This window comes from uncultured Methanospirillum sp. (assembly GCF_963668415.2).
Classification (GTDB): domain Archaea; phylum Halobacteriota; class Methanomicrobia; order Methanomicrobiales; family Methanospirillaceae; genus Methanospirillum.
In genome coordinates this window covers 1,692,569-1,715,524 of record NZ_CAXXDL010000001.1, presented here as the reverse complement: position 1 = coordinate 1,715,524, position 22,956 = coordinate 1,692,569, and the positions used below count along the sequence as shown (strand labels likewise).

The following is a 22,956-nucleotide window of genomic DNA, read 5'->3' as shown; positions in this document are numbered from 1 at the left end:
TTGCAGAAAGGATCACTACTACTATGGCAGGATCAGACCCTTCATCCCATATGACCGGGAAAGAACTCCTGATCGTACTGGTGATCTCGCTGGGATCATTCATGGCCGGTCTTGATGCTACAATTGTAAATATCGCTCTTCCAAGTATTGCAAAAGCGTTCAATGTATCAACAGTGCTTGCATCCTGGGTATTGAATGCATACCTGATCATTCTTGTCAGCCTTCTTCTGGCGGCTGCAAAGATCGGAGATATTAGGGGATACAAAAAGGTCTTTATCACAGGTTTTGTAATTTTTACAGTTGGATCCTGCCTTTGTGGTATTGCAACCAGTGTGGATCTTCTGATCCTGTTCAGGATGATTCAGGCAATGGGTGGTGCGATCATCGCTGCACTCGGATCGGTGATGGTAACCTCATACCTGGGTGAAAAAGTCAGAGGCCAGGCTCTCGGTCTCGTTGCCATGTTTACGATGCTTGGTGTTGCTCTTGGTCCGGTTATCGGAGGCTTTCTTACAAGTGCATTCTCGTGGCAGTATATCTTTTATGTCAACATACCGGTTGGAATCCTTGCCATACTTCTCGGGATCTATGTGATACCAACCCGTCCTGCAGTATCCCCGACATCTCGCCTTGATTCACCAGGGGTCGTCCTGATATTCATTGCTCTCGGGTCCCTGATCTTCGGGCTGAACCAGATCCAGACACAGAACATTGGAACAGGCATTGAGGCCCTTGTGCTTTCAGTCTTCTCATGGACCCTCCTGTACATTCGTGAGAAAAAGGAGCAACAGCCGCTTATCATTCTGTCAGTCTTCAAAAACCGTTCCTACACAGTTCAGAACATCAATATTCTCATCCTGCAGATGGGACTTGCAGGAGTCATGTTCCTCATGCCCTTCTATCTTGAGATCGTAAAGGATCTTCCTACAGGAACATCCGGAGCCCTGCTGCTTTCACTACCGGTCGGGAACATCATGACCGCACCTATCGCAGGAAAAATATCAGATGTCATCGGAACAAAAAAACCGATCATGGTCGGGTTCATCATCATGATACTCGCCCTCTTCTTTTTGTCAACAATATCTGTCTCCAGCCACACCGGCGAAGTCGCATTCTACCTGTTCGTTCTTGGAGCCGGCGCTGGTATCGCCTTTGCTCCACTTAATAGTGCAATAATGGGAGAATCTCCAGACTCAGAGCGGGGAATGACATCCGGTCTTCTCAAGATGATGACAAATCTCGGCTCTACTCTCGGAGTCACCATCACCCTGCTGGTTGCAACTGCTGCACTTGGACCAAAGATGGCAGAGGTTGCGGCTCATACGTTAAAACCGGCTGAACTCGCGGCAGCTTTCGATTCTGCCTTTCTGTTTGCAATGGGAATACAGATTATTGCACTGATTCTCATGATATTGGTAAGAAAACCCGAGAAGGCAGGGGCATAATTCCATGAGTTCACCTCCGGAAAAAAGACACCATACAGTCACCAGCGAAGATACATCCGAATCAATATGGAGCAATCATGCTGCCCCAATCATTCTTGGAATCATCGTGACTGTTTTTCTATTCTTTTTGATACTCTTGTTGATGGGCGTTTTACCATTTGATGCATTCAAAGGAGATGCAAAGGAGTCAAAAAAGATAGATGCTGCTGTGGCTTTGGAAGAAGAACGAGCGATGAACACAGCCAATGAAACAGGAACCCTTTATCCGGATGAAGCTCCTGCACAGCCTGATCCGATACTCAGTAAAATTGACGCTCCATTCCAGGCAGAGGAGCAGAAAGAAGAGGAAAAGATGGATAGGTGACCTGTAATGAGATCTCTGGAGAGTCGAAATATGAAATTAAAAAAACCTGAAATAAAACAGAACATCAAGCAGTTCATCGTAAAACCCGGAAGAAAAGTAAACCTGAAGAGTTTTGACACCGGCTGGGCACAGAACGAGGGCATGAAGCTGCTCGGTGAGGAGAGATCAAAGGATCTCCTCGTCGAGATGCTTGAAAATGATCGGACTGCTCTTGCATCAGTGCAGGATGTGCTCTGGTCTGCCCGGAGTCATGCTGTGCTGATCATCCTTCAGGGGATGGATACCGCAGGAAAGGATGGAACCATCAGGCATGTCATGTCAGGGGTAAACCCACAGGGATGCTCGGTACACGGCTTCAAAGTTCCTACCGACGAAGAGCACAACCACGATTTTCTCTGGCGATACTCAAAAGTACTTCCTCAACGGGGAGAGATCGGGATATTCAACCGCTCATATTATGAGGATGTGCTGGTGGTGAAAGTTCACCCGGATATTCTTTCCGATCTTGCACCTGACATCGGGACTGATGCAAAAAAGTTCTGGGATGGGAGGTACAAGGATATTGTCTCATTTGAGAAGCACCTGGTCAGGAACGGAACGCTCATCCTGAAATTTTTCCTTCATATCTCAAAGAAAGAGCAGAAGAAACGGCTCCTTGACAGGCTCGAACACAAGGAGAAGTACTGGAAATTCTCGGTCGCCGATCTTGCAGAACGGCAGTACTGGGACCAGTATACAAAAGCGTATGAAGATATGCTTCAGGCAACCTCGACAGAATTTGCTCCCTGGTTTGTGATACCCGGTGACTACAAATGGGTGGCACGGACCGCTGTTGCTGAGGCGATCGTCACTGCCATCAAGGGTCTGAACCTCTCGTACCCAAAAGTATCTGATGACGAGGTCAAACTCCTGATGGATGCAAAGAAAAAACTTGAGGCCGAATAACCGGGAAACTCATCCTGTGATCCACCAGAGTTACTCATTTTTCGGACGTAAACAAGTAACCATCGCCACGTACTCTTCATACTCCTGATCAGAGAGTTTTCCCTCATCATGCAGTGATGTAAAGTGGTTCATCAGGCCGGCCCTGGCAACCCTCTGCACTGGATCTGAGTCAGGATGCCTGTTCTTCTCTTCAATAAATCCGGTGGCAAGGATCGCAGATGGGAGAGCGAGCACAAGGACGCCCAAAAACGTAAAACCGGCAGCAATGATCTTTCCAAGGGTAGTAACCGGATAGATATCACCATACCCGACTGTTGTAATGGTCATCGCCGACCACCACATTGATGCTGGAATACTTGAGAATTTTTCCGGCTGGACAGGGAACTCGATCAGGTAGAGAAGTGTTGACGAGAAGAGAACCACGAAGATCAGGATAAAGACCATGATCGCAAAGATCTCCCTCTTTCTGAAGAGAACTCTCTTCAACTGGGCAAGAGACTGTGAATACCGGGAGTACCTTCCAAGTTTGAATATTGAAAGCAGGCGAACAGTCCGGAGTAACGTCAGGTTCCTGTGAAGTAAAATCGGGAAAAATATGGGAAGAATCGAGATGAGATCGATGAGCAGGTACAGGTGCATGGCGTACCTGAACCGGTCGCCGATGATTTCTCTGATATTCTGAGAGGATGTGCATGACCAGATCCTGAGAAGATATTCGATGGTGAAGATGAGGAGACAGGAGTTCATCAGAGGGCCGAAGAGAAATCTGAACTGCCTGTCAATGGATGGTACCGTTGCGAGAACGATCGCCACCGCATTCAGCAGAACCACCAGAGCAAGGAACCACTGAACCCGGAAAGCAGTTCTATCCCCGGGTGTCGGGTCATCAAGTATCACATGAACCCGGCTTTTAATCTGATCGTATCGCTCTCTCAGCATCATACCCGTTACTCCCATAGAATCTGCACGGCCTTTAAAAGATACCTTATATCTGCTCTCCTTCAGCCGTATCAGATCCTCCGGTCCACCTCGTGATCTGAACTGTCTCATCGATCAGGTCTTCAAGAACAGTCAGGTTTGCAGGTGCCCGGGTATCGCCATGATAATGTTCAACCCGCTTGATACCACTCCCGTTCTGAACGGTGATGGTCGCACTCGGCATATCGGTCATGTCCAGGTTCACATACTCGTCATTCATCTGGAAGAACCCGGTCTCATTACAAGCCTGAAGAATATCTGAAAAACCTGATCCGTTCAGGGTACCAGTCAGGTTCCCTGCCTCTTTTACAAACCTTTCACCATGATAAAAGACACTACCGTTCTCAAACAGGGTCACCGTGTACACCGGACAGGTCCCAAAGCACATACCTCGCTCAAGGGAGATATACTGCGGAGAAGAACCACTGACCACACCGGTAAGAACCAGGATGATACCAAGAACCAGAGCTGCAGATCGCATCCGTATTATCATGATGCAGAATCTGTCTGCAGGGTAAAAAAGTATTTTCAGAAGCGTATGCCTCTGATGGTTTATAGCGAACTCTTATTACCAAATACTGTACCGGTGCCGGATTTCAGGCTTGTTGCCTTCTTCTTAACTGCCTCAGCATCATCCTTCAGACCAAGTTTGTTCTTTGCTTCTGCAAGATGATTGTAGATAGACGTCAGGTCATCCATGTTGCTTGATCCTGATCTGGTATACTCATTAATTGCAGTTTCAAGTGAATCTGCAGCATCCTGATACCTGTTCAGTTCAAGAAGCACCCGTCCTTTTCCGGCATGCGCAACCCATGAACTCCCATCATCTGGTGCGTATTTTATAGCATTCTCGTATGATTCTATAGAGGTCAGGGAGCGGTTGAGCCCTTCAAGTGCAAGACCTCTTCCAACCCAGGCATCAAATGATTCAGACTTCTTCTGAATCGCATTCTCAAATGCACTCTTAGCCTCTGCATAAGAGCCGGACGTGAGAAGTTTGTTCCCACTGCTGATGTACGAACTATATGTCGGAACCCGGACCTGATCACTTGTCGTGTTCGGAGGGAGATAATAATCAGGCAGAATACTGGTATCCATCCTCTCAAGAATCCAGTTCGGAGCGCCCAGTGGTGCACCACCCGAATACCCGTCCTCGGCACTGACCGGAAGGGGAAGAAGAGAACAGACCACTACCAGCACAAAAGCCGGCAGGACCCAGCCATATACCTGCCGCGAAAGAGAGACCGATCTCATAGTACTCTCCTGAGACTCATACCAAAGATGCTTTCCTGTGATACTAACGTGAATCATGCCCGATAATGTCTTCAGACAATCGAATCATGAATACCGGTCTGAACGCGCAAAAAGGAGAGGATTACCGGTGCTTACCGTCCCTCTGCTCCTCTTCAAACCGCTTCATCTCAAGTTCACGGAGATCTTTCCGCTTGATCTTGCCTGAAATGGTCTTCGGGAGCTCGGTGACGAACTCGATCTTCCTCGGATATTTGTATGGAGCAGTCACTCCTTTGACATATTCCTGAATCTCACGTGCGAGTTTTTCTGAAGGTTTATACCCCTCTTTCAGGACGACAAATGCCTTGACCACATATCCACGGATTATATCAGGTGATCCGACCACTGCAGTCTCCCCGACTGCGGGATGTTCGATAAGGGCATTCTCAACCTCGAACGGACCGATACGATATCCTGATGCCTTGATGACATCATCATCACGGCCAACAAACCAGAAGTACCCGTCCTCATCCATCATCGCCCGGTCGCCAGAGTAGTAGAACCCGTTCCTGAAGGCGCTGGTATTGGCTTCATCGTTGTTATGGTACTCAAGGAACATACCCACCGGCTTTGGGTTGACACTGATCGCGATTGAACCCTCTTCACCGGGTTTGACCGGTTTGTCATCCTCGTCGTGAAGTTCGATCTTCCAGCCGGGAGACGGCTTGCCCATGGAACCATACTTTGGCTGCATGCATGGGAATGTCCCGACACAGAGGACCAGTTCGGTCTGGCCATATCCCTCATAGACCTCAAGGCCCGTCATGTCCTTCCATGCCTTGATCACTTCAGGGTTGATCATCTCGCCGGCACTGACACAGTGACGGAGCTCAGAGAAGTCATACTTGCGAAGGTCGGCCATGACAAGCATTCGGTAGATCGTGGGCGGTGCACAGAAGGTGGTGATCCCGTACTTCTCGATCAGCGGGAGCAGTTCGGTGGCATTGAACTTGTGGCGGTAGTCATACACAAATATGGCAGAACCCTCGATCCATTGTCCGAAGAGTTTCCCCCAGGCTGACTTTGCCCACCCGGTATCTGATACGGTAAAGTGCAGATCGTTGCTCCTGAGATCATGCCAGAACCTGGCAGTCACAATATGCCCAAGCGGGTAGTCATGAGTATGCACCACCATTTTAGGCTCACCGGTTGTGCCTGATGAGAAGAACATCACCATCGGGTCTGTTGATTTCGTCTTGCGAAGGCCTTTGAGGTTCACAATCCTGGAGGATACCGGTGCTGGATAATCAAGTTCGGTCAGGTAGGAGATCCAACCGGGCCGTTGTGTATCATTGATCATCTTCACCTCAAGCGACGGACAGTGGGGGGCTGCTGCCTCGACCTTGTCTGCATTCTCTTCAGAGGTGATGATCATCTTGACTTCAGCAGCGTTGACCCTGTACTCGATATCCTTCTGGGTAAGCATCGTCGGGGCAGGGATGTAGATCGCACCAACCTTGATCAGGGCGATCGTCATGAACCACCATTCGGGAACCCTGGGGAGCATGATCAGGACCTTGTCGCCTTTGCCGATCTTGTACTTGATCAGCATGTTGACGATCTGGTTTGATCTGCGGGAGATGTCACGGAAGGTATAGAAATGCTCGGCGCCCTGCTGGTTCGTCCAGACCATGGCAAGCTTGTTGCGATCCTTCTTTGCCCAGGCATCAATGACATCGAATCCGAAGTTGAAGAACTCGGGTACCTCTATCTTGAAGTTGCGATATGTCTCATCGTAATTCTGCATATTGTGCCTGACCGGTGCAGGCGAGTCATCGATGAGCGGGCCGGACTGGCCGCAGGGATAGATCCCGAATCCGGAGAGACGCTTGAGCTGGCGGGCACAGGCTTCAGTAATCCAGTCAGATCGTGACAACTGCCTGGCATTACACTCCTGATCGATCCTCTTGGTCAGATCGTCCTCCATCGTTATTGAGTACCGGACCATACTACCATGTGGTGCAGGTTCGCGGATAATAGTTTGGTGCAGTAAGAAAATTTTTACGCACCAACGTATAACTGCGCAAGAACGATCAGATATCTTAAAGTATCAGGGTTTGTGTCGAACGTACAATTGCAGAAAAAAAGACGGGATAAGGCCTGACTATTCGCCTTCCCTGATCATGGTGATCGCCTTCTTCGGGCACTCATTCGCGCAAATACCACACCCTTTGCAGAAGACGAGATCGATATCGTAATTACTATCGATGACACCGTCGGGGCAGTACATTGCACACATCCCACAGGCATTGCACCGATCCTTGTCAACAACCGGACGAAACACACGCCAGGTTCCGGTCTTTCCGCAGGCTCCCTCAACCGGACGGGAGATCGCGAGTCGTTCTCTCATACCACCATCTCCTCGTACGCCATCATGGCTGCTTTCAGATTCCGCTCATCTGCAAACATCTCTGATATCGCCGCCCGGGCTGACTCACGTGAGAAGAGCCCCATCTTGGCGAGTGCACCGATAACAGGAGTGTTGAGGATCGGACTTCCGGCAACCACGAGATCGGTCTTGAGAGCTATGCCGGTCAGGTCAACGCAGTACGTTTTGTACCCTGCTGCAGCTTTTGGGATCTCGGGTGCATTGATCAGCACTTTTCCGTCAGGTTTCAGGCCGTCAAAGACATTTACCAGGTCAATGATCGAGGCATCGAGCACCACGACGAGATCAGGCTGGTGTATCTGTGAGTAGATCTTGATCTGCTGATCGTCAATTCTGATGAACGAGACGATAGGAGCACCACGACGTTCTGCACCATAAAATGGGGCAGCCGTTGCATACTTACCATCGCGAAACGCTGCGAGAGCCATCAGCTTGGCAGCAGTTACACCACCCTGTCCACCCCGGGAATGAAGACGAATCTCGTACATCAGATCTTCACCCCGAACCATTCTTCACTGCCAATCTTCCGAGTCCTGACAAATGAAGCAATGTCATGGTAAGTGACCTCCTGCCCGCCGAGACCTGCGATGACGTTGTAGCAGTCCTTTCCGGTCTTTGCCTTTATTGAACCGGCGAGGATACCACCAAACCCGAACGAGTAGTTCCGATCGATGACCACGAGTTCGCGGTCCCGGAGATCGAGTTCAGGGAACGGACGTATCCATCTTACCCGCATCGACCCTGCCTTGATCCCTTCGCTCCGAAGGATGTCGATAGCAACCTCTGCCTCTTTTCCGAGGGTTCCCATCGAGAGGATCAGGACTTCGGCATCCTCGCATCGGTAATCATCGGTCCAGGAGTACTTCCTGCCAAACCGCTTCTCAAACTCGGCCTCGGTCTCCCTGATCACCTCAACCGAGTCACGCATTGAGCGTTCGATATCGGAACGGATCCTGACATAGTCAACCGACGAGGTCATGCATCCGTATCCGCCTGGGTTCTCGGTATCGATCTTATGATCCAGAACCAGTGGCGGAATGAAGTCTCCGGCCTTAACCTCCTCAAGCTGCTGGGTGATATGGGAGAGAGAAAATCCGTCAAGGTTCACCATCACCGGCAGGTACACCCGTCGGTCCTCTGCGATCCTGAATGCCATCAGGGTTGCATCGTATGCCTCCTGCACGGTTGCCACATACACCTGCAGCCAGCCGGTGTCACGTGCCTGCAGTGAATCGGTATGTTCTGCCCAGACGTTCCAGCCCGGACCGACTGCCCGGTTCACGTTTGCCATCACGATCGGGAGCCTGGCACCTGCCGCCCAGTTCACCATCTCGTGCATGTACAGAAGGCCGTGGGAACTGGTTGCCGTGAATGTCCTGACACCGGTGATGCTGGCACCGATGCAGGCGGCCATCGCCGAGTGCTCACTCTCGACCGGGATGTAACTGGCCTTCATGCTCCCTTTTGTGACAAAGTTTGCAATCTGCTCGACGATCTCGGTTTGAGGGGTTATAGGATAGGCAGCAACCACAGCAGTTCCGGCTTCCCTCACTGCTGCAGCAACCGCGTTGTTCCCGGTTGATATTGTCAGCATGTTCCTTCTGCCTCCAGTTTGAGCAGCCGCAGGTTTCGTTCCATGGACTGTCGGATCTCGGTGATCTGCTCTGGCTTCAGACCTGAGAACCGGCCCTGCATCTTCAGGTAATCCTCGAGTGGTGCCGGCTTCAGCATCGCTGCCTTGGTCTGGCCCGAGAGGGTGAGGGTATCATACTCACGTTCGTACATGGCCCAGATGCCACTCCTGACCGCAAGTTTTCCAACCTCTATCGTCTTTGCAGCATCGTACCGCCAGCCTGGCGGGCAGGGGGCGAGCACATGCATAAACTTCGGACCTTTGATCGAGAGTGCCTTCTCAACCTTCTTCACGAGATCCTGGGGATAGGCACTGCAGCTTGTTGCCATGTACGGGAGATTGTGGGCTGCAATGATCCGGTCGAGATCCTTCTTTGGATGTGGTTTGCCGCCGGGCGTCGTCGTTGTCCTTGCCCCGAGGGGGGTTGAACCTGAACGCTGCATCCCGGTGTTCCCGTACGCTTCATTGTCATAGCAGATGTACAGGAAGTTGGTTCCCCGTTCTAGTGCCCCGGAGAGTGCCTGGATCCCGATATCAACAGTTCCTCCATCACCGGCATAGGCGATCACGTTCGTCTTCTTCCCAAGTTCTTCAAACGCAGCTGCCATACCTGAAGCAACCGCTGCTGCCGAGGCGAAGGCAACATTGTAGACCGGGATGCCAAATGACGTATTCGGATACACACCCTGCAGCACCGAGGTGCAACAGGCCGGAACCACCAGTACGGTATCTGGACCTGCAGCCTTCAGGACATGCCTGAGGATCAGATCAGAACTGCATCCGGCACATGCCGAGGTGCATTTATGGATATATTCGGTGTCTGGAACCGTTGGCATGAGTGTCAGAATCCGTTTGTTTTTCATGATAAATAATGATAGTTTGATCAGGGTACTGCAGGAGGCCGGTATGCTGATACCGGGGGATATCCTAGTACCGGATAGGGGTACCTCATGACGAACAGACCTGACCCTGCCGGGCCGAATGCGGGAGGGCCAACCAAATGGAGAGACCTGGAGATGAAAGACAGTAACCGCAGAACGCTGATTGCGGTCCTGATCCTGATCATTGTGGTAGTCGGAGCGGTAGGAGCAGCACTGCTGACCCTGCAGATAACACCTGATCAGGTCGGAGCCGGAGATTCAGTATATCCCTATACAACCACCTACCAGGCCTCACTGCCTGACGGAGAACGTGTTCGGGTTGGCAGTCTTGATATCCTCGCCATGCAGACCGGTGATAAAATAGCACTCAGAATCGGTGACCACCGTGAGGAGATGAAACTGGGTGAGACCAGGCAGATAGGAAAACGGGTCTTCTCAATACGGGTATTCGGAGTTCCGGCGTTTGAGACCGGGTACCAACTCGATGCAACCTGGACCGGTGTTCAGAAGGATAAAGAGATCTTCAGGATCGTGCTTAAAACAAGCAGGCAGGTTCCGGAGTGGCTGATGAGCAGGATTATTCCAGGCTCAATCGAGGCAGTACCTGCCTGAAACAAACCCCTGAACCCCGGCGATTTCATCCCCCACAGTTTTCCGGGGAATCTTCTCTGCAGTTGGAGCAGACGAAGGATCTGCAATGACCGGGCCGGTCAGCATATATCAGACAGGCAAACGTCTCCCCATCGCCCTGCACCAAAAACGGGCACGCCTTCGGGTACCTGAACTGGAAGTTCCTATCAAACATCCGGGAAATATCCTGACTGGAAACCCTGGCCTGGAACTTTTCTTTGGTGAGGGTACATTCGCATGAAAACCTGCCGTCAGGAGACCGGCTCCCGACGAGAATGTACTGACGCATGTTCATGCAGCACTTTCCGCACCAGGTGCATGGACTGGTCATAGTCTGGCCTTGTGTGCCTTCATCACGATGGTCTGACGGTGATCCGCGTATGCACAGATGGCCTCAAGAAACTGCTTTCCATATCGCGAGACCTTGTGTTCGCCGACCCCGTACACGGTGAGCAGTTCAGCCCTGGTCCTGGGCAGCCGGGTCGCCATCTCCTTGAGTGTTTTGTTCGGAAAGATCTGAAACGGCGGGACATCCTCTTCGTCTGCGATGTTCTTTCTGATATCCCGTAGGATCTCAAAGAGGTTGGCACTGTAGACCGGGGTCTCTTCTGTGACTGCTCCCGGTGCGAGCACTGCCTGGAAATCAGGCTCTCCTATCATCACCGGTATCTTCCCTGCAAGTGCATCGCGGGTCCGGTCGTTTGACCTGACAACCGGATATTTTGTACCGAACGAGGTGAGATATCCGCAGTAGATCAACTCGCGGATCCAGAAGAGCCACTGCCGTTTCCGGTGGGCCTTCCCGATACCGAAGCAGGAGAGTTTGTCGTGTCCGTTGCTCATGACCTTCTCATCCACCGAGCCGGAGAGGATGTCCCCGAGATACGAGATACCGAATCCCCCCTCCAGTTCCTCAACGCAGGTGGCTATGGTCCCGAGTACCTGCCTCCCGTCCATGGTCTTCCTGCCAGAGGCACAGTTGTCACACCCCCCGCAGTTTGGCTCACTATATCCTTCACCAAAGTAGGTGAGGATAACAGCACGGCGACAGGCCCGGGTTTCACAGTACCCGATCATGTCATGGAGTTTTCTGATCGCAACCTGCTTCTCAACCCCTTCACCCATCTTCTCGACGAGATACGAGATCTTCCGGTAGTCTGCCCTGCTGTACAGGAGAAGACACTCGGCAGGATCGCCATCCCGCCCTGCCCTGCCCGTCTCCTGATAATAGTGCTCCAGGTTCTTGGGGAGATCATAATGAATGACAAACCTGACATCCGGCTTGTTGATCCCCATCCCGAACGCGATCGTCGCTACAATGATTCTGGTCTCGTCACGCAGGAACCGGTCCTGGACCGCATGACGTTCTGCAGGCGGGATATCTGCATGATAGGCAGAGGCAGAAAACCCGTTCTTGCGCAGTGTTGCCGTCAGGTCCTCAACCTGTCGCTTGGAAAAACAGTAGATGATCCCTGACCCACCGGCATGCTTCCTGAGGAAAGCAACCACCTGGACATCGGGAGACTCTTTCTTCTCAATCAGGTACGAGATATTTGCCCTGTTAAAACTCCCGATAAAGACAGCAGGATCTGAGAGTTTCAGTTCATTTATGATGTCTGTCCTGACCGACGGCGTCGCCGTTGCTGTGAGTGCAATGACCGGAACATCAGGAAATGTCTCCTTGATCACAGCAAGACGCCTGTATTCAGGCCTGAACTCGTGCCCCCACTGGGAGATGCAGTGTGCCTCATCCACGGCCACGAGGCTCGGATGCACCTCTGCAAGAAATTTCAGAAACGACGGCTGGATCAGTCGTTCAGGTGAGACATACAGGATCCTGAGAGTGCCCGCCCTGATCGCATCCTCAACCTCCCGCTTCTGCCTGGAGTCCTGGGTACTGTTCATGAAGGCCGCAGGGATGCCAAGTTCTCGGAGCCCATCGACCTGATCCTTCATCAGGGCAATCAGTGGCGAGACGACGACACAGAGACCTTCCCTGATGAGGGCAGGTATCTGGTAGCAGACCGACTTCCCTCCGCCTGTTGCGATGACAGCGAGCACATCACGCCCCTTGATCACTTCCCTGATGATATCACCCTGCTGTGGCCGGAATGTGGGGTACCCAAACCAGCGCTTTAGAACCATTTCGGGTGATGGGGCGGTCATATTTCATCATTATTCGTTTCCATGCCGGATAACTGCACGCCCGGTCATCGTTTGAGGCATGTACATATTCTTCAGGGATCAGAGTCAGCCCTGTTGAGCCATGCACACAAACCGGAGAAAGATATAAACGAAAGATTCATCATTCAACACCCTGATACGGTTAGCAGATAGGGATGGGAGAAGGGCAACAGTCCTGACACCATGCAGCCCGGTACATCAGATGGAGGGATAAAAATATGGGCACATTTCTGGTAGACAGTGATTCAGAAGAGGTTCAACAGCAGAGTATTGTCAGCACGCCGGTAAAGAAACGGGTTGCCTCGCGTGCTAACACCGCGGGGAGCATGCGGGTTGTGGAGTTTATCCTGGGAAATGAACTCTTCGCCATCGATCTCTTCGACACAAGGGAGGTCATCAACACCACCGAGATCACGCCGCTGCCTAACACGCCCTCATTCATCAAGGGTATCATCGATCTCAGAGGGGTGATCACAACCATCATCGATCTGAAAGAGATGATGAAGATCACGAAGGAAGCAGGGGATAAGAAGAAGTCACGGATCATCGTTCTTGACCAGGGCGTATCAGAGAAGATGATCGGAGTTCTCGTGGATGATGTGCTCGCCGTCACCACCTATGCAGACGAGGACATCGACAAGGATGCGCACGCCTCACAGAACAATGAGCGGGACATCCTGGGAATCATCAGAAAGAAGACCAAGACCGGTGACAAAGACAAAAGTGAACTGATCATCTGGCTTGACATCAAGACGATGATCACAAAGGTCGAGCGGGATCTCTAACCTCTTTTCTCACTCTTCAGCGGCCTGCAAACTCCCATCATCGACAGAAGGCGAGAGGAGCCGGTGAACCCTGGCCATGAGCTGGTGCTCTGCTGCTGCATCGGCATGGAGTCTGAATGTGCGTTTCAGCGGAGCAACTGGTCGCCATGGGAGTACATCGGTTATCTCCCAGAGGATAAGACCATCAGGAGGTGCAGGTTTCATCTTGTTGCTGCATCTGCCGGTGAGCATCACCTCAAGTTCTTTCAGTGAGAGCAGGCCTTCAGATACACGGGTGAGTGCTTCAGCCATGGACCGCACCATATGCCAGAGATAACTTGGGGCTGTCACCTCTATCCAGCAGCAGTTCCCTTCAGTATGTACTGTTATCTCTGTGACACTCCGGATAGGATCTTTTCCTGGCTCAACGCGTGCAAAGCATGAGTAGTCATGCTTTCCGAGGTATAACTCAGAAGCTTTTTTCATCAGAGCAAGGTCTGAAGGCATCTCATGAAAATAAAACCGGTAAGTCCTGCTGATCACATCGCGACGTGGAGAGTACGACTCAGGAACCTCGCAGAAGGCATCAACCCAGATGTCCGGGGGGAGCTGGCCAGGGAGTGCCCGGCGGGCCCGGTCAGGGTACGGTGTTGAGAAGGCGATAACCTGGCACCTGGCATGAACTCCCCGGTCGGTCCGTCCCGAAAAAGCGAGCCTTCCTTTTCTGGTATCAGAGAACAACCCTGCCCTGACACAGGCCTGCCTGATCTCTCCTTCTACAGTCCGGTGATGGGGCTGGAACTGGGAGCCGTAAAAAGAACTGCCAAGATAACCGATCCGAAAGGCGACCCTTACCTGGTTATTCTGCCCTTCAGTTTCCGCCATGAGTTCCGGAGTGATTGTTTCGTATAGGTTCTGACAGGAGTCTTCCTGCCAGCGGGTTTTGTATTACCTGTGCGGATCGCATTAAGGATACCGGCAACGCTGCGATCAGCATCGATGAGTGTCCTGCCGTACCCGACGTACCTGCAGTTATGGGCATCACTCCCCGCAACCATCGGCTTACCAAGTCTGCGGGCATAGCGGGCTGCCTTGCGGTTCGCTCCGCCAAGAATGTACCGGCTGTTGAAGACCTCTATCGCATCTGCTGCCGCAAGGGCCTCTTTCATCTTTAGGGCAACCCCGTGCCTGTACCGGTGAAACGGATGCGGAAGAATGGTAACCCCGCCCATCTTGTGAACCAGGGCTATTGTTTCCAGGACATCAAGGCCTTTGGGAATCTCACCACTGACTCCGAGTGCAAGCAGATGACCCTGCCTGGTTGACACTTCCACTCCGGGAATTACCAGGATATCACAGGCTAATGATGCAGCAATTTTGCAGGCTTCTATGGTATCGTGATCGGTCAGTGCAATGGCATCAAGGCCTGCTGCGCGTGCTGCTGCAAGCACCTCTTCTACCCGGCTCTCACCATCCCCTGAACAGGAAGTATGGACGTGAAGATCAGCAGATAACATCACTACTACTATAGGTTATCTCCTGCAGTAATTAAGGAAGGATGATGCGGATACTCCTCCCTACCGGCAGGATCACCGAAGAAGCCGTCAGGAAAGCGGCAGCAGGATATGATGCCACGGTAGTTGTAACCGGGGAACTCGCATCATTTCTCACGCCTAAAAAACTCAGAGACCTGCTTGCAGGCGGGTCCTACGATATGGTGATCACATCGGGCATGTGCACCGCTTCTTTTCAGAGAGAAGAGGAGGAGACCGGGGTTCCGATCTACCGCGGGCCACGACACGCAGCCGATCTCCCGATGATCCTCAAAATTCTCGGCACGGTTGAACTCTCCCGCGAGATTCCTGCAGATGATCTTCTGACTTCTATCAGGCAGAGAGAAGCCGCTGACCGGGTGAACCAGCTCGAAAAAGAGGCGCCTGGGGAGTTCTCAATCAGGGGAGTGAAGATAGGGGGCGGATCCCGGATGAAGGTCCTTGCGGAGATCATGGATGCTCACCGCCAGCCTGATATCAGGGAGCGGGTGATCAGGTTCTTTGACGACGGGGCTGACATCGTGGATCTCGGATTTGGGTTTGATGCAACTCCGGATGATGTCAGAAGGGTGTTTGCATTGATCGACGATCTTCCTGGTCCGCTTGCTGCAGATACCCAGAGCCCTGACCTCATCAGGGCTGCATTCCCAAGAGCGGATCTGATCCTCTCACTCCACGACGGAAACATCAGCGAGGCCGGGCCCGATGTGGCAACTTGCGGTGCAGCAGTGGTCATCGTACCCCAAAACCAGACGCTCGGTGAGACGATAGAATCAGCGAAGGGGATGGGGATCACACGGTTGATAGCTGATCCCCTTCTGCAACCGGCAGGATCAGGCCTTACCAGTTCTCTTGCCGGGTTTTCAGATCCCGGCTGCCCTCTCTTCTTCGGGGCCGGAAACGTCACCGAACTGATCGATGCTGACTCCATCGGTGTCAACGCCCTTCTTGCAGCAATGGCTCATGAACTCCATGCTTCAATCATCTTCTGCAGTGAGCACAGTGACAAGACGCAGGGTGCCATCAGAGAGATGAGGAGGGCAACCGAGATGATGCTCCTCACCGGTAAACGTCCGTACCCCAAGGATCTCGGGATCGATCTCTTCTGTATCAAGGAGAAGCGGCGGAGACGGGAGCCTCTCCTGGAGTACTCTGTTGTTACTGATGTAGAAGAGATGCCTGATGAGATCCAGTATGATCCGCGCGGGAACTTCAGGATCGGGATCGAGGACGGATGGATCATCGCGGTCAGAAATGGATCAGCAGTCAGAGGAAAGCGATGGCAGGATCTTCTCTACACCCTTCTGAACCAGGATGCAGTTTCGCTCCTTGATCATGCCGGCTATCTAGGGCGGGAACTGTATAAGGCAGAACTTGCGATCAGGTTCGGAAGGAGTTATGAGCAGGACGGCCCGTTCTGATCGACGACCTGGGATCAATTCAGGGAACAATCAATGAGTGATGAGGTCCAACATCTCTTCCTTCAGGTATACGGATAATTCATGAATATCAGAGGAATCTCAGCAGATACCCTTTCCCTGTTGCTTATAATGGGACAGGAGTCACACCCCCGGGAGTTTGCGGCACTCCTGTCCACCGAAGACGGGGTGATCCGGAACGTGGACATCATCCCCGGCACCATAGGTGGATCAGAGAGTGCTTCAGTTCTGTTCGAGATGATCCCCCTCAACGTTGGGTATATTGGAAGCGCACACAGCCACCCGAGCGGGGCCATCCGACCTTCGGAGGCAGATATTGCATTCTTCTCGCGGACCGGATCCTGTCACATCATCGTCGGGAACCCGTATGGTCAGGATGACTGGGGGTGCTTTCGTGCAGACGGGACAAGGATCGATCTTGAGGTGATTCCTGATGAGTGATGTTCACCGGGTTGTAGCAACAGGAACCTTTGACATTCTCCATCCCGGGCACCTCTGGTACCTCAGAGAGTCTGCACACCTCGGAACCGAACTCTGGGTCATCGTTGCCAGGGATGCGAACGTGAAGCATAAGCCACGCCCAATCATTCCCGAAGAGCAGCGGGTGATCATGGTCGGATCACTGAAGGGTGTTTTTAAGGCAGTCCTCGGTGATGAGCACGACATGTTCAGGCCGATAGAGGAGATACAGCCCGATATCATCACCCTCGGATTCAACCAGCATTTTGAGGAGAGCAGACTTCGTGGCGCTCTGAACGAGCGTGGGCTGAAGACTGACATCGTCAGAATCAGTGAGTATGCAGGAACCCCGTACACCAGTTCACGCAGGATTGCAGAAGAGATCAGGCAGCGTGCAATCTCTGATAACCGGCCATGTTAATAGCCTGCCATCTCTTCTTCGGCACTGGTGCAGGGTTGCTCCTTCAGGAGCGGTTCAGGTCAGGGTACATTCTCCCGGCCTGCATACTGGGATCAGTTCTTCCTGACCTCATAGACAAACCGCTTGGCTATATCGTATTCCCTTCAATCGGGGACGGACGGCTCATCGCTCACTCCCTGATAGGATTCGTTCTTATCCTTCTGATCACCGGTGCTCTCTGGAAGGATCGGCTCATTATTGCAGCACTTGGAATCGGGATCCTGACCCACCAGATCCTTGATGAGATGTGGAAGATACCGGTGAACTGGTTCTACCCCATTCTCGGACCGTTTCCTGTGTACCAGATGGAGGACTACTTTGGCTGGGGTCTCATACGTGAGCTGACCACTCCGTCAGAGTACCTGTTTGCGCTGGGTATCCTGCTCCTTCTGATGAATAGATCAACCGGCACGTTTTCCAGAGGGAGAGCAGGGATCGCATCAGGTGCCTCGGCCCTGCTGCTCCTTCTTACCGGAAGATGAAGCGGCAGGGATCGGGAAGGGAAGGGCATCACGCAGTTCTTCCAGGCTCCGGGTCACAACCGCTGACTGCTCAAGCATGAGATTCACATGTTCTGTGGCTCCGACCATCCTGAAGTCGGTCCTGAGGGCATACACAGGAACTCCTTTTGCATTAGCATATCCCATCTCCCATGCTGTCCCCGAGTCTGCATCAGCCCCGTCGATCACTGCAACAACAAAGTCTGATGTATCGAGAGTCGAGAGGTTCCGGGTAAAAATTTCCAGATGTGCATCTAGACCCCGGGACGCTGAAGAGTCCCCGATCTCCTGTGGAAGATAGACATCATAGGCATACGAGCGGAGATATTCTGCTATCCTGATGTTCCAGTTGCGTTCTGCTTCTGAGAAGAGCGGGCCGGCCAGGTATATCCGGCATGCAGCAACGGCATACACATCGTACACAGGGATATCAGGGAATCTTTCAAGAAAGGCACCCCGACCGGCCTTTCTACCGACCGGAGATCTCCATGTCCGGTTCACCCCGCAGGTTGGTGACGAATCGACCCCGACAATGGCATACGGGGATCCCTCTGCTGTGATCATGGACCTTATCTCCTGCTCGAGCTTGTCAAGCAGAATCCTGAACTCTGGTGTATCAAGTCGCTCCGAGTACGTGGCAGGCTGGCGGTCCGCTCCCAGGTACAGGGTCTCGGGACAGGGCAGGAACCGCACCTCAATTCCAAACGACCTGCACCGTGATAAGGCCTGATCAAATGCCCGGATATCGCGTTCATGGGTGATTCCTGATGCCCGGAGACCCTGATCCCTGATACACGGGCAGAAGAGGAGATACATTATTATCTCATATCACGGCAGTCATGATAGATGATACCGCTCCTTGCATACCGGGATAACACCTGTGATCCGAAGAAATGCACAATGAAAAAGCTGGAGCGGGCAGGAATGGTAAGGATTTTCTCACGTCTCACCCACGTCCCCCGCAGCAGCCTCATCCTTGATCCCACTGCCGAGCAGGCATTGTCTCCTGCTGACAGGGAACGGACCCGGAGCATCACAGCCCTTGACTGCTCCTGGGCAGTGCTTGATACCAGCATTGTGAGAAACTGGAGATTCAGACGGGCTCTTCCCTTTCTACTCGCTGCAAATCCGGTGAACTTTGGTAAACCCTTCAAACTCACCTCAATTGAGGCGATGGCTGCGGGTCTCTGTATCCTCGGCGAGGAGGAGCAGGCACGGGAGATCCTTGGAAAGGTCTCGTGGGGGATCAGGTTCATTGAGCTGAACCAGGAGCCACTCGATGCCTATGCACAGGCAACTGACAGTACCGATGTGATCAGAATACAGGGAGAATTTTTCTGAACATGCCACTGGTTTTTGCCGATATAGGTTTTTATTCCTGCAGAATAATGTAAAAGTGCAGGATCGCCACATTCATAATTATGGGAATCAGAGACTGGCTGGGAGGATCTGATGCCACCCCGGCAGATAGTTACTGTCAGAAAGGTGAGAACCAGCTTGCCAAGGAGAAGTTCGAGGCAGCCATCCAGACCTTTAACCGCGGTCTTGAACTGAACAGGGGGAGTGCCAGGTGCTGGAGCGGGATGGGCAAAGCGTTCTCAGGGCTTGAGCGGTACGACAGAGCTGAGGAGTGTTTCAGCCGGGCACTTGAGATAGATCCTGAACACGTGGAGGCGATCACCAGCAAGGCAAGAGCACTCCGGGCCCATGCAAAAAAGGCACAGGACGCCCTGAAGTGTCTAGAAGCGATCGAACTCTGTAACCGGGCACTCCTGTTGCATCCTGACTACCCTCCAGCCTATCATGAGAAGGGGATGGCACTCTGGACACTCGGAAAGCGGGACGAAGCGGTTGAATTTTTTGAAAAGGCAAAAAAGTTTGATCCAGCTTATGCATATCCCTGGGACCTGAAAGGCCGGTACCTCTACGATCTCAGAAAATACCATGAGTCCATAGAGGCATATGAGCAGGCAATAAAAGTCAGGCCTTATGATCCTGACATCCTCTATGGCATGGGCCGCTCACTTATGAAGATAGGGGCCTACCAACATGCAATATCCTATTTTCAGCGATGCCTGAAAGAACGCCCTGACTTTGCCCCTGCCTGGCTCCTCACCGGAAACTCATACAAGATCCTTCATAAATATGCCGAGGCGATCGAGGCATACGAGACCGCGATGGAGCAGGATCCGGGGAGCACGAAGTACCGCAAGAACATTGCAGATGTCTACTTCGTGATGGGAAATCAGGCATTGTACAAGGAAGGAAGATACCAGGAGGCGATCCAGTACCTGGACCAGACCCTCAAGATCATCCCAAGGCACATCAATGCCTGGTTCTCAAAAGGGGTGGCATACCGGAAACTTGGTGCGTACCGGAACGCCACTGCCTGTTTCCTGCGTGTGGTAGAGATAGATCCCAACAACTCACATGCCTACTATGAGATGGGTCAACTCCTTGAAAAGGGAGATAACCTTGAGGAGGCGGTCAGGTGCTACCTTGAGGCAATCAGGAGTGATCCTTCACACACCGATGCGATGTACAAGCTCGGCAACCTCCTCATCGATGTCGGCGAGTACAAAAGTGCAATCCAGTACTTTGATCAGATCATCAAGAAGAAGCCTGACTCATCAGTAGCCTGGTATGCAAAGGGAAAGGCACTTGCCAAGAACGGACAGGACCGTGATGCAGAACGGTGCTTTGAGCGTGCAGGAAAACTTGCGGCTACCCCGTGAGACGAAGCCGGTCTTATCAGATATCAAACCCGAGCTTGTTCGGGGCTGGGACCACTTGAGGCCCGTTGAACTCAGGGTTTCCAAGAATATACTCGATGATAAGTTCAGCAAAACGTTTGCCGTCATCAGGGTTCCTAGCTGTGACTATTCTGTCGAGAAACACCACAGGTTTGTCCTCGAACTTCACATCAGCCTTCATCATCTCCCTAATCGGGGGGCCGTTGATCACAGTTGCAGGTCGTTTTTTCAAAATTCCTGCCCTGGCAAGCACCACCGGCGAGGTGCTGATAGCCCCGATCACTTTGCGGTGAAGCCGGAAGATCTTCACCAGTTCGAGCAGATCCTTGCTGTTCCAGAAATGAGCCTGCCCTCCATGCCCTCCAAGTATCGCCATGGCATCATACTCGGCCTCCTTGTGCAGGATCACATCCTCGAAACTGAGTGGGGTATACACCCTTCCCCCCAGTGTTCCCTTCGCGTACCCTGCCTGGTTTGATGCAAACTCGTACTCTGCCTTGTTATGATCAAACACCGCGATGACCAGGGATAACTCCTTGTCATGGTATCCGGTAGGGGGAACAGCGATCAGGATCTTCATAAAAAGGTAGTAGAGAGTTGGATTCCGGATGGTATAGCCATGCTGGTTTCAGGACATGGCGTGGTCGAATTAAAAAGAAGGATATTGTCTATTACCAGTAGGTTCCGCCCCAGTAGTCATGAAGCGTTCCTTCAGAATCGAGCTGAGGACCGAGGGGTACTTCATCAAATCTGGGGAATTCAGGGATCGTCGTATTGCCTTTTACATCTGAAACCTTGTCCCTGAACATATTGAGGGCAATCTGGGCCTGATCGTAGTAATTTTTTGATTTATCGTAGGGAACCCTTCCATCTGTTGCAGACGCAATATTTGTTCTCTCGGTCAGGTAGTTGTTGTAATACTCCCGGGCCTGTGAGATTAAGTAGAGAAACGCATCGATGTAATTTGCTGTATCATAGAATTCAGCAGGAACGTTCCTGGAAGAGAGCGATATATACGTAGACTTTGCCTTGGCTACATCATCACCCATCATGAAGTAATACCCTTTTGACTGATCATTGCGATCTGTCTGGTTCACAGGGATACTATCGATATTGTCTTCAATCCACCTGGAGATCGTGGTGTTGATCTCGTCGTTCTGGTATGGTTTTGATGGGTCGGGTATTCTGTGCTCCATGAGGATCGGGAATTTCAGGCCCTCAAGCACTGTCCCTACTCCGATATCATCCTCAGGGAAAGGCTCACTAGATGCCGGAAGAGTATAGAGGGTTACCTTTGGGTATGAGGCTGCGATGAGTTCCCACCATGCGGATGAAGTCTGGTAATAGATCTGGGCAAGATCGTAGAATTCAATCCCGGTTGTTACAGATGCAACAGATTTTTTTGTTGCGTGATAATTTTCGTACGCCTCTCCTGCCTTCACCGAGTAATACAGGAATGCAAGGGTGGCTTTTGCCTCATCAAACCTTTCAGGGCTGATATTCATCCCTTTCATGAGAGAATACGCACTATTCACCTTCATCTGCTGACTTCCGAGCGGCACAGTGCCGTTTGATAGTGATTTTATCATCGATACAGCAGTTGAGAAGAACCGATCATCCTGTGATGCCGCACCCTCTGCAGCCTTCTGAAGAGTATCCGGCATCGGCTCAAGGATCAGATCAGCGGCCGATACGACTGCCGGAAGGCCGGCAAGCAGCATACCGAGCACCAGGGTAATCGATATTAAAAGCCGTGTCATCACTCAGAGGATCAGGACAGCCTGCGGATATACCTTTGGTCTGCTGGACAGAACGGCTCCATACTCTGCACACGGTGGCTGAAACAGGCAATTATCCGGATACAAGACACAACTGCTATACCCGCCGATGCCTAATTATCTTAACGGGTTGGTGCAGATGGCTGACGAAGAACAGGTTAAGGCTATCAAGGCAGGGGTTGAGGAGTGGAACAAATGGAAAGAACTCAATCCACGTAAGAGGCCTGATCTCAGGGGGGCACAGCTGAACGGTCTGAACCTTGAGGGTATCAACCTGAACGGAGCACGGCTTGATGAGGCGGATTTTGAGTTCTCGATTCTGCGCAAAGCAAACTTTGTGGGGGCAAGCCTGGTCAAGGCAAATCTGAGCAACACAGACCTGAGCGAAGCAGTTCTTATCAATGCAAATCTCACCGGTGCACGTCTCACCAATATCAAGACAACCCGCGCTGACTTCCGGGGAGCAAACCTGACCGGAGCTGATGTCAGGCAGGTAAAAAGAGGCTAA

General features: G+C 52.0%; 27 protein-coding genes. 12 read left to right on the top strand and 15 right to left on the bottom strand.

Going from position 1 to position 22,956, the window contains the following annotated elements:
• Positions 1–23: 23 nt before the first annotated feature.
• The 3 genes from ACHZA2_RS08005 to ACHZA2_RS07995 are packed head-to-tail and all read left to right on the top strand — an operon-like array spanning position 24 to position 2,754.
• Positions 24–1,445, top strand: coding sequence for an MFS transporter (locus tag ACHZA2_RS08005; protein ID WP_319579278.1), 1,422 nt, complete (start codon positions 24–26; stop codon positions 1,443–1,445).
• Positions 1,446–1,449: 4 nt separating this feature from the next.
• Complete coding sequence (locus ACHZA2_RS08000) at positions 1,450–1,809, top strand: hypothetical protein (RefSeq protein ID WP_319579277.1); 360 nt, start codon at positions 1,450–1,452, stop codon at positions 1,807–1,809.
• A 30-nt stretch (positions 1,810–1,839) separates the two neighbouring features.
• The gene (locus ACHZA2_RS07995) at positions 1,840–2,754 is read left to right on the top strand and encodes a polyphosphate kinase 2 family protein (RefSeq protein WP_319579276.1); all 915 of its coding nucleotides are present in this window, start codon (positions 1,840–1,842) and stop codon (positions 2,752–2,754) included.
• A 30-nt stretch (positions 2,755–2,784) separates the two neighbouring features.
• Here ACHZA2_RS07995 and ACHZA2_RS07990 read toward each other — a convergent pair whose 3' ends face one another.
• From ACHZA2_RS07990 to ACHZA2_RS07955, 8 genes are all read right to left on the bottom strand, one after another.
• Complete coding sequence (locus ACHZA2_RS07990; protein ID WP_319579275.1) at positions 2,785–3,696, bottom strand: ion transporter; 912 nt, start codon at positions 3,694–3,696, stop codon at positions 2,785–2,787.
• A gap of 43 nt (positions 3,697–3,739) precedes the next feature.
• Positions 3,740–4,225 (bottom strand): DUF6438 domain-containing protein, encoded by a 486-nt coding sequence (locus ACHZA2_RS07985; protein ID WP_319579274.1) that lies wholly within the window; start codon positions 4,223–4,225, stop codon positions 3,740–3,742.
• A 59-nt stretch (positions 4,226–4,284) separates the two neighbouring features.
• The gene (locus ACHZA2_RS07980) at positions 4,285–4,986 is read right to left on the bottom strand and encodes a tetratricopeptide repeat protein (protein WP_319579273.1); all 702 of its coding nucleotides are present in this window, start codon (positions 4,984–4,986) and stop codon (positions 4,285–4,287) included.
• Between the two features lie 121 nt (positions 4,987–5,107).
• Positions 5,108–6,973 (bottom strand): AMP-binding protein, encoded by a 1,866-nt coding sequence (locus ACHZA2_RS07975; RefSeq protein WP_319579272.1) that lies wholly within the window; start codon positions 6,971–6,973, stop codon positions 5,108–5,110.
• Positions 6,974–7,129: 156 nt separating this feature from the next.
• Positions 7,130–7,375 carry a 4Fe-4S binding protein gene (locus ACHZA2_RS07970; RefSeq protein WP_319539307.1) on the bottom strand — a complete coding sequence of 82 codons (246 nt, stop codon included), beginning with the start codon at positions 7,373–7,375 and terminating at the stop codon, positions 7,130–7,132.
• Positions 7,372–7,902 carry a 2-oxoacid:acceptor oxidoreductase family protein gene (locus ACHZA2_RS07965; RefSeq protein WP_319539308.1) on the bottom strand — a complete coding sequence of 177 codons (531 nt, stop codon included), beginning with the start codon at positions 7,900–7,902 and terminating at the stop codon, positions 7,372–7,374. Before ACHZA2_RS07965 ends, ACHZA2_RS07970 begins: the two co-directional genes overlap by 4 nt.
• Complete coding sequence (gene porA, locus ACHZA2_RS07960) at positions 7,902–9,008, bottom strand: pyruvate ferredoxin oxidoreductase (protein WP_319579271.1); 1,107 nt, start codon at positions 9,006–9,008, stop codon at positions 7,902–7,904. Before porA ends, ACHZA2_RS07965 begins: the two co-directional genes overlap by 1 nt.
• Entirely contained in the window at positions 9,002–9,910 is a 909-nt protein-coding gene (locus tag ACHZA2_RS07955; protein ID WP_319579270.1) for a thiamine pyrophosphate-dependent enzyme, read from the bottom strand. The genes porA and ACHZA2_RS07955 overlap by 7 nt, the downstream gene beginning before the upstream one ends.
• Before the next feature lie 87 nt (positions 9,911–9,997).
• On the opposite strand from ACHZA2_RS07955, the gene ACHZA2_RS07950 reads away from it, so the two are divergent.
• The gene (locus ACHZA2_RS07950; protein ID WP_319579269.1) at positions 9,998–10,540 is read left to right on the top strand and encodes a hypothetical protein; all 543 of its coding nucleotides are present in this window, start codon (positions 9,998–10,000) and stop codon (positions 10,538–10,540) included.
• A gap of 25 nt (positions 10,541–10,565) precedes the next feature.
• Here ACHZA2_RS07950 and ACHZA2_RS07945 read toward each other — a convergent pair whose 3' ends face one another.
• Positions 10,566–10,889: a YkgJ family cysteine cluster protein gene (locus ACHZA2_RS07945; protein ID WP_319579268.1), complete on the bottom strand. Its 324-nt coding sequence runs from the start codon at positions 10,887–10,889 to the stop codon at positions 10,566–10,568.
• Positions 10,886–12,724, bottom strand: coding sequence for a DNA helicase RecQ (gene recQ / locus ACHZA2_RS07940; RefSeq protein WP_319579267.1), 1,839 nt, complete (start codon positions 12,722–12,724; stop codon positions 10,886–10,888). The genes ACHZA2_RS07945 and recQ overlap by 4 nt, the downstream gene beginning before the upstream one ends.
• Before the next feature lie 236 nt (positions 12,725–12,960).
• On the opposite strand from recQ, the gene ACHZA2_RS07935 reads away from it, so the two are divergent.
• The gene (locus ACHZA2_RS07935; protein ID WP_319579266.1) at positions 12,961–13,527 is read left to right on the top strand and encodes a chemotaxis protein CheW; all 567 of its coding nucleotides are present in this window, start codon (positions 12,961–12,963) and stop codon (positions 13,525–13,527) included.
• 9 nt (positions 13,528–13,536) lie between these two features.
• Here ACHZA2_RS07935 and truA read toward each other — a convergent pair whose 3' ends face one another.
• Positions 13,537–14,391 carry a tRNA pseudouridine(38-40) synthase TruA gene (gene truA, locus ACHZA2_RS07930; RefSeq protein WP_319579265.1) on the bottom strand — a complete coding sequence of 285 codons (855 nt, stop codon included), beginning with the start codon at positions 14,389–14,391 and terminating at the stop codon, positions 13,537–13,539.
• The gene (locus ACHZA2_RS07925) at positions 14,358–15,023 is read right to left on the bottom strand and encodes a PHP domain-containing protein (RefSeq protein ID WP_319580952.1); all 666 of its coding nucleotides are present in this window, start codon (positions 15,021–15,023) and stop codon (positions 14,358–14,360) included. The genes truA and ACHZA2_RS07925 overlap by 34 nt, the downstream gene beginning before the upstream one ends.
• 44 nt (positions 15,024–15,067) lie before the next feature.
• On the opposite strand from ACHZA2_RS07925, the gene ACHZA2_RS07920 reads away from it, so the two are divergent.
• From ACHZA2_RS07920 to ACHZA2_RS07905, 4 genes are all read left to right on the top strand, one after another.
• Complete coding sequence (locus ACHZA2_RS07920; protein WP_319580951.1) at positions 15,068–16,480, top strand: dihydropteroate synthase-like protein; 1,413 nt, start codon at positions 15,068–15,070, stop codon at positions 16,478–16,480.
• Between the two features lie 81 nt (positions 16,481–16,561).
• Positions 16,562–16,939: a Mov34/MPN/PAD-1 family protein gene (locus tag ACHZA2_RS07915; RefSeq protein WP_319579264.1), complete on the top strand. Its 378-nt coding sequence runs from the start codon at positions 16,562–16,564 to the stop codon at positions 16,937–16,939.
• Complete coding sequence (locus ACHZA2_RS07910; RefSeq protein ID WP_319579263.1) at positions 16,932–17,378, top strand: adenylyltransferase/cytidyltransferase family protein; 447 nt, start codon at positions 16,932–16,934, stop codon at positions 17,376–17,378. Before ACHZA2_RS07915 ends, ACHZA2_RS07910 begins: the two co-directional genes overlap by 8 nt.
• Positions 17,372–17,899 carry a metal-dependent hydrolase gene (locus ACHZA2_RS07905; protein ID WP_319579262.1) on the top strand — a complete coding sequence of 176 codons (528 nt, stop codon included), beginning with the start codon at positions 17,372–17,374 and terminating at the stop codon, positions 17,897–17,899. Before ACHZA2_RS07910 ends, ACHZA2_RS07905 begins: the two co-directional genes overlap by 7 nt.
• Here ACHZA2_RS07905 and ACHZA2_RS07900 read toward each other — a convergent pair.
• Complete coding sequence (locus tag ACHZA2_RS07900; protein ID WP_319579261.1) at positions 17,858–18,733, bottom strand: nucleoside 2-deoxyribosyltransferase; 876 nt, start codon at positions 18,731–18,733, stop codon at positions 17,858–17,860. The genes ACHZA2_RS07905 and ACHZA2_RS07900 overlap by 42 nt on opposite strands.
• A 30-nt stretch (positions 18,734–18,763) precedes the next feature.
• On the opposite strand from ACHZA2_RS07900, the gene ACHZA2_RS07895 reads away from it, so the two are divergent.
• Both ACHZA2_RS07895 and ACHZA2_RS07890 read left to right on the top strand, forming a co-directional pair.
• Positions 18,764–19,258 (top strand): DUF367 family protein, encoded by a 495-nt coding sequence (locus ACHZA2_RS07895; RefSeq protein ID WP_319579260.1) that lies wholly within the window; start codon positions 18,764–18,766, stop codon positions 19,256–19,258.
• Positions 19,259–19,338: 80 nt separating this feature from the next.
• Complete coding sequence (locus ACHZA2_RS07890; protein ID WP_319579259.1) at positions 19,339–20,652, top strand: tetratricopeptide repeat protein; 1,314 nt, start codon at positions 19,339–19,341, stop codon at positions 20,650–20,652.
• A gap of 16 nt (positions 20,653–20,668) precedes the next feature.
• Here ACHZA2_RS07890 and ACHZA2_RS07885 read toward each other — a convergent pair whose 3' ends face one another.
• Positions 20,669–21,250, bottom strand: coding sequence for a DJ-1/PfpI family protein (locus tag ACHZA2_RS07885; protein ID WP_319539322.1), 582 nt, complete (start codon positions 21,248–21,250; stop codon positions 20,669–20,671).
• Positions 21,251–21,341: 91 nt separating this feature from the next.
• Complete coding sequence (locus tag ACHZA2_RS07880; protein WP_319579258.1) at positions 21,342–22,430, bottom strand: hypothetical protein; 1,089 nt, start codon at positions 22,428–22,430, stop codon at positions 21,342–21,344.
• A 127-nt stretch (positions 22,431–22,557) separates the two neighbouring features.
• On the opposite strand from ACHZA2_RS07880, the gene ACHZA2_RS07875 reads away from it, so the two are divergent.
• Positions 22,558–22,956: a pentapeptide repeat-containing protein gene (locus ACHZA2_RS07875; protein ID WP_319579257.1), complete on the top strand. Its 399-nt coding sequence runs from the start codon at positions 22,558–22,560 to the stop codon at positions 22,954–22,956.